This window comes from Myxacorys sp. (assembly GCF_059501405.1).
On sequence record NZ_JCACCM010000153.1, the window covers coordinates 34,569 to 49,290 of the forward strand.

14 protein-coding genes and 1 pseudogene are annotated in these 14,722 nt (G+C 46.3%); 12 read left to right on the forward strand and 3 right to left on the reverse strand.

Going from position 1 to position 14,722, the window contains the following annotated elements:
* From AC5I6P_RS21100 to AC5I6P_RS21135, 8 genes and pseudogenes are all read left to right on the forward strand, one after another.
* Positions 1-223: pseudogene (locus tag AC5I6P_RS21100) on the forward strand (hypothetical protein); the annotation flags it as partial.
* Positions 224-334: 111 nt separating this feature from the next.
* On the forward strand, positions 335-808 hold the full coding sequence (locus tag AC5I6P_RS21105; RefSeq protein WP_495695731.1) for a hypothetical protein: 474 nt from the start codon (positions 335-337) through the stop codon (positions 806-808).
* Between the two features lie 161 nt (positions 809-969).
* The gene (locus tag AC5I6P_RS21110; RefSeq protein ID WP_495695732.1) at positions 970-2,058 is read left to right on the forward strand and encodes a glycosyltransferase family 4 protein; all 1,089 of its coding nucleotides are present in this window, start codon (positions 970-972) and stop codon (positions 2,056-2,058) included.
* A complete protein-coding gene (locus tag AC5I6P_RS21115) occupies positions 2,055-3,263 on the forward strand; it encodes a glycosyltransferase family 4 protein (RefSeq protein ID WP_495695733.1) in 1,209 nt (402 codons plus the stop codon). Before AC5I6P_RS21110 ends, AC5I6P_RS21115 begins: the two co-directional genes overlap by 4 nt.
* The gene (locus tag AC5I6P_RS21120; RefSeq protein WP_495695734.1) at positions 3,250-4,179 is read left to right on the forward strand and encodes a class I SAM-dependent methyltransferase; all 930 of its coding nucleotides are present in this window, start codon (positions 3,250-3,252) and stop codon (positions 4,177-4,179) included. The genes AC5I6P_RS21115 and AC5I6P_RS21120 overlap by 14 nt, the downstream gene beginning before the upstream one ends.
* 122 nt (positions 4,180-4,301) lie before the next feature.
* A complete protein-coding gene (locus AC5I6P_RS21125) occupies positions 4,302-5,267 on the forward strand; it encodes a GDP-mannose 4,6-dehydratase (protein WP_495695735.1) in 966 nt (321 codons plus the stop codon).
* A gap of 72 nt (positions 5,268-5,339) precedes the next feature.
* Positions 5,340-6,530 carry a glycosyltransferase family 4 protein gene (locus AC5I6P_RS21130; protein ID WP_495695736.1) on the forward strand — a complete coding sequence of 397 codons (1,191 nt, stop codon included), beginning with the start codon at positions 5,340-5,342 and terminating at the stop codon, positions 6,528-6,530.
* A gap of 31 nt (positions 6,531-6,561) precedes the next feature.
* Positions 6,562-7,617, forward strand: coding sequence for a glycosyltransferase family 4 protein (locus AC5I6P_RS21135; protein WP_495695737.1), 1,056 nt, complete (start codon positions 6,562-6,564; stop codon positions 7,615-7,617).
* Here the strand turns inward: AC5I6P_RS21135 and AC5I6P_RS21140 are convergent.
* On the reverse strand, positions 7,614-7,982 hold the full coding sequence (locus tag AC5I6P_RS21140; protein WP_495695738.1) for a DMT family transporter: 369 nt from the start codon (positions 7,980-7,982) through the stop codon (positions 7,614-7,616). The two genes, AC5I6P_RS21135 and AC5I6P_RS21140, sit on opposite strands and share 4 nt — an antisense overlap.
* Before the next feature lie 44 nt (positions 7,983-8,026).
* Complete coding sequence (locus AC5I6P_RS21145) at positions 8,027-9,082, reverse strand: zinc-dependent dehydrogenase (RefSeq protein WP_495695739.1); 1,056 nt, start codon at positions 9,080-9,082, stop codon at positions 8,027-8,029.
* Positions 9,083-9,164: 82 nt separating this feature from the next.
* On the opposite strand from AC5I6P_RS21145, the gene AC5I6P_RS21150 reads away from it, so the two are divergent.
* The 3 genes from AC5I6P_RS21150 (at position 9,165) to hetR (ending at position 12,604) form a co-directional block, all read left to right on the forward strand.
* Positions 9,165-10,961, forward strand: coding sequence for an FAD-dependent oxidoreductase (locus AC5I6P_RS21150; RefSeq protein ID WP_495695740.1), 1,797 nt, complete (start codon positions 9,165-9,167; stop codon positions 10,959-10,961).
* 134 nt (positions 10,962-11,095) lie between these two features.
* Positions 11,096-11,290, forward strand: coding sequence for a hypothetical protein (locus AC5I6P_RS21155; protein ID WP_495695741.1), 195 nt, complete (start codon positions 11,096-11,098; stop codon positions 11,288-11,290).
* A 408-nt stretch (positions 11,291-11,698) separates the two neighbouring features.
* Complete coding sequence (gene hetR, locus AC5I6P_RS21160; protein ID WP_495695742.1) at positions 11,699-12,604, forward strand: heterocyst differentiation master regulator HetR; 906 nt, start codon at positions 11,699-11,701, stop codon at positions 12,602-12,604.
* Between the two features lie 233 nt (positions 12,605-12,837).
* On the opposite strand, the gene AC5I6P_RS21165 is transcribed toward hetR, so the two are convergent.
* Positions 12,838-14,082, reverse strand: coding sequence for an HhoA/HhoB/HtrA family serine endopeptidase (locus tag AC5I6P_RS21165; protein WP_495695743.1), 1,245 nt, complete (start codon positions 14,080-14,082; stop codon positions 12,838-12,840).
* A gap of 195 nt (positions 14,083-14,277) precedes the next feature.
* Between AC5I6P_RS21165 and AC5I6P_RS21170 the strand changes: the two genes are divergently transcribed.
* Positions 14,278-14,634 carry a metal-sensing transcriptional repressor gene (locus AC5I6P_RS21170; RefSeq protein ID WP_495695744.1) on the forward strand — a complete coding sequence of 119 codons (357 nt, stop codon included), beginning with the start codon at positions 14,278-14,280 and terminating at the stop codon, positions 14,632-14,634.
* Positions 14,635-14,722: the final 88 nt, after the last annotated feature.

The window sequence follows — 14,722 nt, forward strand, 5'->3', positions numbered from 1 at the left end:
CCACACGCAAGCAGAATTTGAGCACTCTCAACAGCAGCTTCACCACACGCAAGCAGAATTTGAGCACTCTCAACAGCAGCTTCACCACACGCAAGCAAAAGTATCCGATTTACATGAGCAAGTTCAACGTTTGCATGAGCATGTTCAAGCCATGGAGAGCACTAAGTTCTGGAAGTTGAGAGCTTTTTGGTTACGAGTAAAACAAGTATTATGGGGGATGTAAAATTTTTGATGATGATCCCAAGTTTTTGACGCTAGCGCGACCTGATAATTCTTCAGATTAACGATCGCAGGGTGCATAAATTATTTTGGTAGTTAGTTTCGCGAGGCAACCATGACGACAGAAAAATATTCCGAGATTGACGTAGATGAATTGATGCAAAAGATTAAAGAAGATGTTGCCCACCGAAAACATAGTGTCTCTTACCCGATCCAAAGTAGTTCCCTAACGATCGGCACTGCACTACGACTAAGCCACATTGAGACGCTCCTTAATGCTGCCACTGAAAAATCCCAACCCCGCCGCGATCTTCCAACCAAACTGAACCGCTTTCCACTTAATCTCAGTCGGCGATTACAGCGATTTTGTCTACGAGTTTATCATTTCCTATTCAAAGAGCAGAGAGCTGTCAATCTCTCAATAATTTATGCAATGAGAGAATCATTGGTTCTAAATCATCAACTAGCTCAACAGATTATAGATTTACAGAAACAGCTAAACGATGTACAACGCCAAGCCACTGCTTTAGAAGAACGTCTTGAAGAACCACATAAGCATCCAATTCTTGCTGAATATGACAGTCACTAAGGAGGGGATTTAAGCCAACATTGAGCTTCTTAAAGATTTTTAATAGTTGGAAAAAGTCCTGAGTACAGCAGCTTTAAATACTACAACTGTTACATCATTCGGTATAGTGAGACAGAAAGTTCTACAACTCTTAAATTCCGCAAGGGTATGCTCTTACAATTATGATTAATGTTGCGATCCTAACGCCCTGCCTTCTTGAAAGAGATGCGGTCGGACACGATGCAATCGGTATGTGCGATGCCCTAACTAAGCAAGGGTACAATGCTCAACTTTTTGCAGAAACTTGGAGCGTTTCTACAGTTGATGTAAAGCATGCTAGCGAAATTCAAAATTTTCTTACCAATCCTTCTAGTATTCTGATTTATCACTTCTCGGTGGGCTGGGATTCTGGCTTGCAGTTGCTTCAAACTCTGGAGTGTCAAAAGATTGTCAAATATCACAATGTCACACCTGCTAAGTATTTTGAAAGCATTAGTGTAGATTATGTCAATGCTTGTCAAGCAGGCAGAGAACAACTGAAACTGGTTGCTAGTCAATCAGATGTGCTTTATTTATCTGACTCCGAATACAATGCTCGTGAGTTAGAGGCGCTGGGTGTACCCAAAGCAAAGAGTTTTGTTTTACCACCGTTCCACCGGATTGAGCAAAGCCATTATGGAAATGCTGATTTAACTGTTTTAGATCAGTTCTTAGATGGCATGTTTAATATTCTTATGGTAGGTCGTCTTGTTCCAAATAAGGGGCATTTAGCGCTGCTTGACGCATTTAATGTTTATTACAAAATCTACAACCGGAATAGCCGGCTTCTAATTGTTGGAAAAGAAGATGAGAGGCTGGAAACCTATAACCGATTTTTGCATCGAAGAGTTGAAGATTTAGGATTAGAAAAAGCCGTTATCTTTACAGGAGGCGTGTCAGCTGAAGCGCTCAAGGCATATTATTTAATTGCTAATGTTTTCATGATTACGAGTGATCATGAAGGATTCTGTGTACCGCTAGTCGAAGCCATGTCCCTGAAGCTACCAATAGTGGCCTATGGTTCAACAGCCATTCCCTCGACCGTTGGAAAAGCTGGATTAGTTTGGGATCAGCCTGATTCATATCTTCTAGCAGGTTCACTTGACCATATTGCAAATGACGAAACCGTTCGCATTGGTTTAGGAGAGTTGGGCTGGCGACGGTATCAAGAGATGTTTAGTTATCAAAAATTAGAAGCTCGTTTTCTGGCCTTTATTCAGCATCTAGCATGAATCGAATTGCCCTCGTTGTTCAGCGTTGCCACGAGAGTATCGTTGGCGGTTCAGAAGCATTAGCGTGGCAGTGGGCAACGCTGCTGAAAGACCACTATCAAATTGATTTACTAACAACGACGGCACTTGATTACGTTGAATGGAAAAACGTTTTGCCCGTAGGACGAGAGATTCGTGAAGGCATTTGCATTCATCGCTTTCCGGTAACGCTGATTCGTAGTACCTATTGGCATGAACTTCATGCTCGTTTGCTGCGCGAGTTTGAAAAGCATCGTTGGGTGGGAAATGACACCCCCTCAGCGGACCCGTCTAGAGAGCGCATTCTTTGGAGTGTTGCCTTACAAGAAGAATTCATTCGTCATCAAGGACCTTTTTGCAAAGATCTCTATGCTTTTCTGAACCAACATTGGCAAGACTATCAAGCCATTATTTTCTTTACTTATTTATATCCCACTACCTACTTCGGTGTGCCTCAGGTTCCACCTTCTAAAGTGTTCATTGCACCGACACTTCATGATGAACCTGTTGCTTATCTGTCAGCCTATAAGTATATGGTTCAGCGAGTACGATCGCTCCTCTGGCTAACGAATGCAGAGCGAGAAGTCGGTCGGCAATTGTGGGGAGAATTACCGGGAGAACTCGTATCCATGGCGATTGATACTGAGCCGCGATCGCCCTACCAAGCCCAGTACCCGTACCTGCTTTACAGTGGTCGGATCGATCCCAGTAAAGGGTGCCAAGAACTGATTGATTTTTTCATTCAATTTAAGAAAGAGCATCCCTCGAATGTGCGGCTAGTCTTAACTGGGAAAGACTATATGCGGATTCCCAAGCATCAAGACATTGACTTTCGAGGTTTCGTTTCATCTGAAGAAAAATTTAAACTGATGGCAGGAGCCGCTCTGTTTGTCATGCCTTCACCTTATGAAAGCTTCAGCATCGTCGCGCTAGAAGCCATGGCTCAAGGAACGCCTATATTAGCTAATGGTGTGTGTCAAGTTTTGGTTGAGCACGTTACGCACAGTGGGGGTGGAAAGATTTATAGTGACTATCAAAGTTTTGCAAATAGTATTCAAGAGCTACTTTCTGATCAACCTCAGTCAGAAGACATGAGTCGATTGGCTCAGAAATATGTTTTTTCAAACTTTACGTCTGAGAGTGTACAGCAACGTTTAATTGAGGCACTAAACAATGCGTCTAACTGAAAAAAAGAGCAGTTTCCGAGCTTGGGCAACAGCGTTGAGAAAAACGTTTATACGTTTGAAGGAAGAGCCTTCTAGCGTTTCAGACGAAGCCTTTCTAACAATGGCATATCAGGTTTTGTTTGAGCGTGAAGTTGATCCAATAGGGGTATCGGGCTGGCTTCCTCAGTTACAGAATGGGCTTCCTCGGTTAGAACTTGTGAAAGCATTGTTTAGTTCGGATGAGTTTAAAATTCGAGCAGATAGCGCTTCGCTGCACCAAATTTTTCATCAGTCAAGATTAGAGATGGTGCAAACTCTGTTGCCCGAAGCAAAAATAATTCTAGATATCGGAGGCGCTCATCATGATGACTCAAGGGGCGCACTGTTGAATTTCGGCTACCCCTATTTGCCGGAGAAATTGTACATTGTCGATCTACCGCCCAGTGAGCGAATGTTTCCAGTTGACCATGCCCCTCATAAGCTAAACTATGGCGATTGTGAAATTGAGTATGTCTACCGGAGCATGGCAGATTTGTCTTGCTTTGAAGCTGGAACTTTCGATCTAATTTGGTCAGGAGAATCGATCGAACATATTACTACTGAGGAGGCTGAAGTTGTCCTCGATCAGGTCTACCGATTATTAAAGCCAGGCGGAAAGTTCGCGTTTGATACTCCTAATCGTCAAGTGACTCAGCTGCAGTGCCCTAATAACTACATTCATCCAGAGCACAAGATTGAGTACTGCTATGAAGACATGATTGAACTTCTCAAGAAGCACCACTTTAAAGTAATTGAGTCTAAAGGAGTGATTGATTTTTCTGAATCTGTTCATAGGAACACATTCATAGTAGACGAAGCAACTAGAAATCCGGGTCTAAATGACAACCCTCAAAACTCTTATTTGTTCTACATTTGCTGCGTCCGCGATGACACTTAAACTAATTCAATTTAAACTAATAATTCAATACAGTTCAATTTCTTTTCGAGTTAGGGGCTGCTTTCTAGCTACAGTGTTCCCATAGTTTTCATTGCTAAAAAGTTTACATCGCAAAGAGACAAGTGCAAAAAAAAGCTCTCATTACAGGATTAACAGGACAAGACGGTTCGTATCTAGCCGAATTGCTTGTCGAAAAAGGATACCAAGTCTTCGGGCTGGTTCGTCGATCGAGTTCTGGCAACCTCGATCGCATCAATCACCTTGCTGATAAAGTTGAGATTCTCTCTGGCGATCTCCTCGATCAGTCCTCGCTGATGGACGTGATCACCGAATCTAGTCCAGACGAGATTTACAACTTAGCGTCTCAAAGCTATGTGCCTCTATCCTGGACTCAGCCTGCCTTGACAGCAGAATATACTGCCTTGGGGGTATCTCGTTTACTCGAATCAATTCGACGCTGTAAACCGGATGCTCGGTTTTATCAAGCCTCTAGTAGTGAAGTTTTCGGGCAACCAGACGAATCACCTCAAACCGAGCAAACCGCCTTTCGTCCTCGTAATCCCTACGGTGTCGCTAAAGCTTACGCCCACTGGATGACCATTAACTACCGTCAGAAATATGGGTTGTATTCCTGTTGCGGCATCACTTACACCCACGAATCGCCTCGCCGAGGGACAGAGTTTGTGTTTCGCAAGATTACTCACGCCGCTGCCATGATCAAACTAGGCATGAGCCAAGACCTTAAACTTGGAAATCTTGATGCTAGGCGAGACTGGTGTTATGCCAAAGATGCCGTTCATGCGATGTGGTTTATGTTGCAGCAAGATAAACCTGATGATTTTATTATTGCCAGTGGTGAAACTCACTCTGTACGGGAATTAGTGGAATGCGCCTTTCGCTGTGTTGGCTTGAATTGGGAAGACTATGTTTCTGTTGACCCATCCTTCTATCGACCGGATGAAACCGTGCAGTTGGTCGGATCGATTGACAAAATTCGCAAGCAGTTAAACTGGCAGCCTCAATACTCCTTTGAGGAGCTTGTAGAGTTAATGGTTGACCATGATCTGAAACGATTGAGTGAGAAGTAATGATTTTGACGTTTTCTTAGGCAGTGAACCAACTGATGAGAAAATTAGAAACGTTGTTTTTCAAAGTTGCTGATGCTCAAAATTACCATTGATGCAACGCCTGTTCTGCCGAAACCAAGCGGAATTGGGTTTTATGTGGTGAATTTAATTCGAGCATTAGAAGAGATACGATTAACGCAGGAGACGCAAGAGGAGTTTGCGCTTGATATTATTTATCAAATTAGTCTAAAAGGTTGGCTCAAAGGTAACTTTTCGTGCCCAGAACCACTTAAAGAATTTAAAGGGCTGCGGCTATTTCCACTGCCTGTAAAAGCATCTAATCTTTTCATCAAGTTTCCTCAATTATTCTTGCCCTATTTTGAAGACTATTTTGGCTTTTCAGACATTTTTCATGGAACGAACTACACGGTTTTTCCATTTAAAGATAGTAAGAGGGTTTTATCAATTTATGATTTAACGTTTGTGAAGTACCCTCAGTTCACAAATTCCACTGTTAAAGCCTATACAGAACGAGTCAAACGATGCCTTCAATGGACTGACTTGGTGTTAACAATCTCTCAGAGTTCCAAGCAAGATATTGTTGAATTATTAGGGGTACCACAAGAAAAAGTTTTTGTTACCCCGCTGGCAAGTCGCTATTTGGTTGAAGATGGAAATCGGTTAGCGCAAGGCATACCTTTGAAGGAATCGCTGACCGATACTTCTGTAGATTACGATTTTTCTAAACCCTATATTCTATTTGTGAGTACGATTGAGCCTCGCAAAAATATTGCGACATTAATCGAAGCGTTTGATTATTTGAAGGAAAAATATCACCTTGAGCATCAACTGGTGTTGATTGGGCAGAAAGGCTGGTTGTACCAATCGATCTTTGAACGGATCGCGCGATCGCGCTACCAAAGCGACATTCATCACCTCAGTTATCTCTCTGATGAACGAGTCGCGTTGTTCTACTCAAAAGCGGATGTTTTTGTTTACCCGTCTTACTACGAAGGGTTTGGCTTGCCCGCGCTAGAAGCGATGACGCTGGGTGCGCCAGTTGTCACAACAAACACGTCCTCGTTGCCGGAGGTGGTAGGAGATGCCGCGCTGCTGGTCGAACCAGATGCAATGACTGATTTAGCGGATGCAATTTTGCAAGTGGTTAGCAGTTCTTCGTTGCGAGATCACTTGATTGCCAAAGGAAAAGAACGAGCAAAACTATTTTCTTGGAACCATACTGCAAAAGAAACGCTAAAAGCTTATAGACTTCTAATGTCGTAACTCTTCTCAATTTATTTTGTCTGGTCAACTCTTGGTTAATTTATCTTTTTTAGCATCCAAACCAACAGGACATACGGTGTATGCTAAGAACCTTTTGACCGCCTTAGAATCGCTTAATCCAATTCTGTTAACAGGAAAACTCTTATCAAACTTTCGGTGTTATCAAATTTCCGATCAGCTAACTCCGGATCAGGGTACAAAAGGGCATTTTTCACGCCTTCTTTGGAATCAGTTTAGCTTGCCTAAAATTTATAAAGAACTTAAGGCAAATTTGCTTTTCTCGCCGATCCCTGAAGCGCCTTTATCTTCAAATTGCCGTTTTGTGGTGACGCTTCATGATTTGATTCCGCTACGATTTCCGCGTCGAACCTCGCCGCTAACATCCTACTTCCGTTACTATATTCCACAGGTTCTAAAGCAAGCAGAGCATGTATTGTGTGATTCGGAAGCGACAGCAAATGACGCCTTCAATTTCTATCAAATTTCTCACCGAAAAATGACAGTCGTTCCAATCTCGTATGATGAAGCTCATTTTCGATTTCTAGACTTACCGACTCAAAATTATTTTCTCTATGTTGGTCGCCACGATCCTTATAAGAATTTAGAGCGTCTGATCGCGGCTTTCGCAACGTTGCCCGATCAAGAGTACGAACTCTGGATTGCCGGATCGCCAGACGATCGCTACACTCCAATCTTGTTAGCCCAGGCAAAAGCATTAGGCGTGGCAAATCGGGTCAAATTTTTGAGCTATGTTCCCTACGCAGAGTTGCCGAGCTTGCTCAATGGCGCGATCGCACTCGTCTTTCCTAGCCTCTGGGAAGGATTTGGCTTACCCGTCCTCGAAGCAATGGCGTGTGGAACGCCCGTGATCACCTCAAATCTCTCGTCGATTCCTGAAGTTGCCGGTGATGCCGCCATATTAATTGATCCGTATGATTTAAGCGCGATCGCAGACGCTATGCACAAGGTCACGGTCGATTCAGGACTCCGCGCTCAGTTAAACCAGAAAGGACGCGATCGCGCGACGCAATTTAGCTGGCAAAAAACCTCTGCAACAACGGCTGACATTCTTAGGCAGTATCTTTAATCCTTGGCCAGAAGGAGAACAACACCACAGATAATAAACGCCATCCCAAACACTCGCACAAGCGGAATCGACTCGCGAAATACAAAATGACCAATTAGCACCGAAAAAATGTATTGCAACGCAACTGCTGGAGCTAAAACGCTGAGCTTCACACGAGTCAATAACAAAATATACAACACTGCTCCAATGCCGTAGCATGCTAGTCCTATCACTAGTTCGGGTGTGGTTGCAATGCTCACGACATGATTGAAAGCATTGCCAGCCGTTAGTTTGCCGAGTTTGAGAGCGCCCGTTTTCAAAAAAAACTGTCCGCTCACACCCGCAATCAGTGACAGGAGAAATAACAGAAACTCTTGAACAGACACAAACTATCCTTCAATGCGCTACATTTCATCAGTTTACAGCGACACTAAGAGTTCCTTGGGTAGAGCAGGATTTTGTAGGTCTCTGGAGTCGGCGCGATCGCTTGATCAACAGCCGCCGCTAATTCCTGAAGCGGATAGCGATCGCTGATCAAAGCATCCACATCGATTCGATGATTAAACACAATATCTGCTGCCAACGCCTGAACGCGGTAAGACGAGCTGTAACTGCCCATCAAATCAATTTCGCGGCGATACAAAAGATTTGGATTAATTGGAATTTCTAATTCATCGGGAAACTCGGCAAAAAAGAGAATTTTTCCCCCTTTGCGGGTACAGTCCAACGCTTGGAAAAAGGCTTTATCACTGGGAACGGCGAGCAGCGTGACATCTGCGCCCATGCCGCCTGTCATCGCCTGAATTTTATGGGACAACTCTGGATCACGAGCATCGAAGGCGGCTTCTGCGCCGACACTGATCGCTTTTTCTATGCGAGATGGAATTAAATCGGTCGCGATCGCCCGCGCCCCAAAATGCTTCACCAACATGATGAACATCAGTCCGATCGGTCCTGCCCCAGTCACCAGCACCGTTTGCCCCGGAGCAATTTGAGCTTTCTTCACCGCTTTGAGACAGCAGTTGGTTGGCTCGACAAAACTTGCCTGTTCAAACGTCACATCATCTGGAATCGCGATCAAACCGCCATTTCGCACAATATGACCGGGAACGTTCACATAGTCAGCAAATCCGCCGCCACTGGGCGTAAAGCCAGCCGTTGTCGTGACGTTCTTGTAGACATCGCACATCGAAAAATTCTCATTGAGGCAGTAAGCGCAGTGCATACACGGAATATGATGCAGCACCACCACGCGATCGCCCACTGTCCAGTGCTTCACTTGGTCACCGACTGCCGCGATCGTACCCGCCATTTCGTGCCCAAAAATTCTGGGCGGCTGATAGAGCGGGTACTTGATTTTTTTGATGTCAGACTGGCATAACCCAACCACGCGAATCTGCACCAATACTTCATCATTGCCAATCTCAGGTAACGGCACGTCTTCGTAGCTGAGTTGGTTAACGCCTCGAAACACCTGCGCTTTCATGTGAATTTCTTGAAAACTCCTTTGATAGTGACTGTACCATTAGCTGTTGTTCTGTAGCGGTTGGTTTGGGTCTTTAAGACATATGCAAATTCTTCAGACAGATGTTTTGGTGGTGGGTGGTGGTACCGGAGGGACAGCCGCCGCAATTCAAGCGGCTCGGCGAGGGGCCAGCACCATTTTAGTGAGTGAGTTTGCTTGGCTCGGCGGAATGCTCACGAGTGCAGGCGTTGCTGCGCCAGATGGCAATGAGCTAGAAGCCTTTCAGACCGGAATTTGGGGTGCATTTCTGCGATCGCTCGAGCAGCGGCAGGCAGGCGGACTAGACAATGCTTGGGTTAGTTTCTTTACGTATGAACCCCGCATTGGAGCAGAAATTTTTGCCGATTGGGTGAGTGAACTTCCCAACCTCAAGTGGATTTCAGGTCAGACTCCTGTAGAAGTTCTGAAAGAGAGTGATCCTTCGGAGCTTGGCAAAGCCAGTCGCCTCATTGGAGCCCGGTTTCAGGATGTGACGGTCTACGCCAAGATTACGATCGATGGTACAGAGTTAGGAGATTTGCTGGCGCTCGGCAACATTCCCCATCGCTGGGGCTGGGAGTTTCAGTCAGAGTGGAACGAGCCGAGTGCGCCCGCTTCTCCCAGTGCTTTGACAGAACGTTATCCGGTACAAGCGCCGACTTGGGTGGTTGTGCTCAACAAGTTTGAACAAGACGCACCCCCCATTCCGGCTCCTCCAAATTATGACCCGGAGAAGTTTGTGGGGGCTTGGGAGAAGTACGGAAGCGATCGCTTCTTAACGTATGGGCGCTTACCTAATGATCACTTTATGATCAATTTTCCGGGTCGAGGCAATGATTACGGAGAAGGCGTAGAACGGCTTATTTTATCGAATACGCTAAAAAATCAATTCCTTCAAGAGGCGCTTTGGCACACTCAAGGCTTTGCTCATTTCATTCAAACTCACCTGGGTCGGCGCTACGGTTTAGCAGAAACAGCATTTCCTAACGAATCTGGGAGTCTAGGGGGCGGGGCATTTGCGCTGCATCCCTACTACCGCGAGAGTCGTCGGCTCATCGGGCGAGTCACTGTTCGAGAACAAAATATTTTGCCGCAAGGTGCTGTTGCGCCTCTACCCATCGCCATCACCGCTGAGGGCTGCGAAACCGTAGAAACTTGGTGTGAAGCGATCGCGATAGGCAACTACGCCAACGACCATCACTACCCAAGCGGCGACATTCCGCTCAAGCCGAAATCGATGCGCTGGGGCGGACGCTACACCGGAACCCCGTTCACCATTCCCTATGGCAGTCTCGTCTCGGCTACCGTAGATGGATTTTTGGTATGTGAGAAGAATATTTCAGTGTCTCACATTGCCAATGGGGCAACGCGGCTACAGCCGCTTGTGTTAGGCATTGGACAAGCGGCGGGGATGGCAGCGGCACTCTGCATTGAACAGAATTGCCAGCCACGAGACTTACCTGTGCGATCGCTACAAAACGCCTTGATTGATGATGCGATCGCGCCTGCTGCCGTCATTCCCTTGCTCAACCTACCGCCTGCTCATCCTGACTGGCGATTCTGGCAACACTATTATCTCAATAACCCCGAAAGCTACCCCACGAATGGCTACTGCCCCCTCTCTCCCCACTCTGCACCCCGCACCGCTTATCCCACGTCTATTGTCTCTGGCATCTTTCAACGGCAGTCTGACCAATCGTATTGCCTGACTGTGGAAAACACGGATCACCCTTGGTCGCTCGTCACGCTCAACGCCAAGATTGACGCACAGCTTAAGCAGTATCCGACCGAGCAATCACTGACCCTTTCTGGTAGAATAAATAGCGCTGGACGTTGGCTTTGCGTAGAATCTCTTGGTTAAGCAGCGTTAGTCTCAAAGCACGTCATCTCCAACTGGGCAAAGCTACTGAATTTAAGCGAATTCAGGCGATTTGTCCTGACGCATTATGGAATTGTCTGAATCAGGAACTATATCCTTGATTCAGATTGAATTCTATGCGTGTTCAAACTTCCTTTGTGTTAGCAGGTTGGTTTATAGCTTCCGCGGTTTCTTCGGAGTTCCGCACAGCGGCAATCGCAGAATTTTTTGCGATTCAGTTTTCCTCCTCTCCGTCCAATCAATCCAATGTAGCCAATCTGTCCCAAAAGAGTTATCTTGACCACCGAGGAAGCGGACGAGTCGAAGCGTAATAGTCTTAAATTCTAGCGTTAACTTGGCGTTTCTCAAGCTAACTTGAGTAAGTTTTGTTTAAGCTGCTCGTCCCGTTAAAATTCCTCCAGTTTAGCTAACAAAGATGAATAGTTCTACTAGCGGATGTAACCTTCAAAAAGATTACATCCGCTAGTAAAATGGGCGAACATTAAGTTCATTCCTGTTCACTCCTTGCTTCATCGGGAACGCTATGAGATGTAGAAACACCATTGATAAATAGAATAAATAGAAGTTACTTCGTTCTTCATTCCTGAGCGATCGCTTTTGTATAATTTGACTTTTAAACTTAGCTTCCACAGGAGTAGAACTGTTATTGTATTGACTAAAGTTTTTGGGGTCATTACTGGCCCATTGGTGTATCCTTGTTGCTAACTGCTCTACCTAACATGACCACCAATCTTGATCTGATCAAACTCTTAAGCCCTAGCGCCATCGATCAGATCATGTTGTATCTTGCTTTCAGCGCTATGCGAACGGGCGGACATCGGCACGGGGCGTTTTTAGATGCCGCCGCCACTGCCGCTAAATGCGCGATATACATGACTTACTTAGAGCAAGATGGCAACCTCCGAATGACGGGGCACTTGCATCACCTTGAGCCAAAGCGGGTTAAAGCGATCGTCGAAGAAATGCGAAAAGCGCTGGCCGAAGGCAAGTTGCTAAAAATGTTAGGGTCTCAAGAACCGCGCTACTTGATCCAGCTTCCCTACGTTTGGCTGGAGCAATATTCTTGGCAGCCTGGGCGATCGCGGATTCCAGGTACAAGCCTCACCGCTGAAGAAAAGCGGATTATCGAGCAAAGGCTACCGCCCAACCTACCAGATGCTCTGCTGCTCAACTCCTTTCAGTTTTTAGATTTAATTGAATTTCTTCACAGCCGCTCGCAAGAAGATTTGCCGGAAGAGCAGCGAATGCCGCTGAGTGAAGCCTTGGCAGAACATATCAAGCGTCGCCTGCTTTACTCTAAAACGGTGACTCGGATTGATTCTCCCTGGGGAATGCCGTTTTATGCCCTGGCTCGCGCTTCTTATTACGTGCCGGATGACCCGGAAGAACGGGCTTACGTGATGATTGAAGATACCGCGCGATTTTTTCGCCTGATGCAGGATTGGGTCAGTCGGCAAGGGCGAGTGATCCGCGTGTTAGAAGAATTAGATATTCCTAGCGATCGTATTGACCAAGCGGTAGAAGAACTAGATGAGATTCTGCGTCAATGGGCAGACCGTTATCATCAAGCGGGCGGTAAACCGTTTGTGGTTCAAATGGTTTTTGGACCTGTCGATCAGAAATAAAATCAATCAAGCCTGTGCTTAAATCTTAAGCAAGCAGAGCCTAAATCTGAACCAAGTGTCTTGAAGATTTCTGCACAAGGGGAACTCAATTCTTCTCTCTCTAGTTAACACTTCAAAGTGACGGACTAATCGTGTGACGAGCCTACAACTGAGAATGTTAAAAGCGTTCATGCGTCATCTAAATTTCGATCTCACTTAGATAACACAATGAACGCTCTTAATGCTTTCCCGTCCTACGCATTATTGTTTTGCAGTTCCGCCGTTTTGACGCCTAACTCTTGTGTTTGGTCGCCCCGACGAACTTGCACCTTCAGCGTTTGCCCTAGACGGCTATTCTCTACGATCGTTTGCAACTGATCGGCTGTCTTAATCGCTTGCTGATCAATCTCAGTAATCACATCGCCTCGACGAATTCCAGCCTTCGCTGCCGGAGTATTGGGCAACACTCGCACGACAATTACCCCATCGATTTCGGGTACGGTAAACGCTGAGTTTGGATCGCTGTTGTTCTGTCTAGCAATCTCTGGAGTCAGGGTTGTCATCTGCACACCCAGATACGGATGAGGAATCTTTTCGCCTCGCGCTAAGGCATCTTTAACTGATTTCGCCTTGTTGATCGGAATCGCAAAGCCAATTCCCATCGCATCCGCCCGAATTGCGGTATTGATGCCAATCACTTCTCCGCGATCGTTGAGTAATGGCCCTCCCGAATTACCGGGATTAATGGCAGCATCCGTTTGAATAAAGTCTAATCGCTTATCCACCAATCCAACCTGAGCGCTAGAGCGGTGCAGGGTACTCACAATGCCCAGCGTCACCGTATTATCCAAACCGAGCGGATTCCCCACTGCGATCGCCCAATCCCCAACGCTAACCTCATCGGAATCAGCCAATGCGGCAAACGGCAAATCGGTTCCGTTAATCTTCACAACGGCTAAATCACTGACATCATCCGAGCCGCGCACCTTTCCTTCAAATACCCGTCCATCCTTTAGCGTCACCGTGACTTTATCAGCTCCATTGACGACGTGCGAGTTGGTCAGAATGATGCCGCTTTGATCAATCACAAACCCCGATCCTTGTCCGCGCAGAATTTGCTCGCTCGGTGCTTGAGGAAACACATCCTGTCCAAAGAACTGACGAAAGGGGTCATCAAACATCGGATTTGGCATTGCCCGACGGGTCACTGTTCGCTCCGTATCAATCCGAACGACTGCCGTTCCCACGCGCTTCACCGCATCAGCCACAAAACTTCCCCGAGTCACGGCACGCGGAGTAGCTTGAGCCATTTCAGTTAGAGGTTCAGCAGCCACAGACGGAGTGAACCCAAATGCCAGCGCGATTGGCAAAGCCAAGTTCCAAAGGATCGTAAGACAGAGTGCGGCAACCCAACGAACTTCACGTCGCCAGTTTCGTTGGAGATGAGCAAATCCCATCGCCTCCAGCCAATCCCAATTAAAAAAGTTTGAGCGTTGCATAGCCTTCTTCATAAGCCTTTGACAATGCTAGTTGACTCACGCTCGCAAAAACGTAAGCCCCAGCAAACCCCATCTCTTTTATCGTAAGCAGAACAATAATTCTTGTGCTGGTAGAGATTCCCTCACCCGGAACCGCACCGTTTTCTACCATGCATTAAGATCATAACTATCTTAAGTAATCCGCACAGACGATTCATGACAACCTCTGAACTTCCCGGCAAGCAAGAAGAACTCAATCAGATTCCAGAACACACTCATGACGCTCACGATGCGGCTCATTCTCACACCCACAGCGAAGAATCAGTGCGGCGGCTAGTCAATCGTCTCTCTCGAATTGAAGGACACGTGCGGGGCATCAAAACGATGGTTCAAAACGATCAGCCATGTCCTGATGTCCTGGTGCAAATTGCCGCTGTTCGAGGTGCGTTAGATCGAGTGGCACGCATGATTTTAGATGAGCATTTAACTCAGTGCATCGCTCGCGCTGCCCAAGAAGGCAACATTGAAGGAGAAATTGAAGAACTCAAAGCGGCGCTTGATCGGTTTTTGTAATGCGACGATCGCAAAGGGCGGCTCCAAACAGTCGCCTCTAATGAACTGCTACGCTGCTGCTAAGACGTGCCTTTCTGGCTAAAGGTTG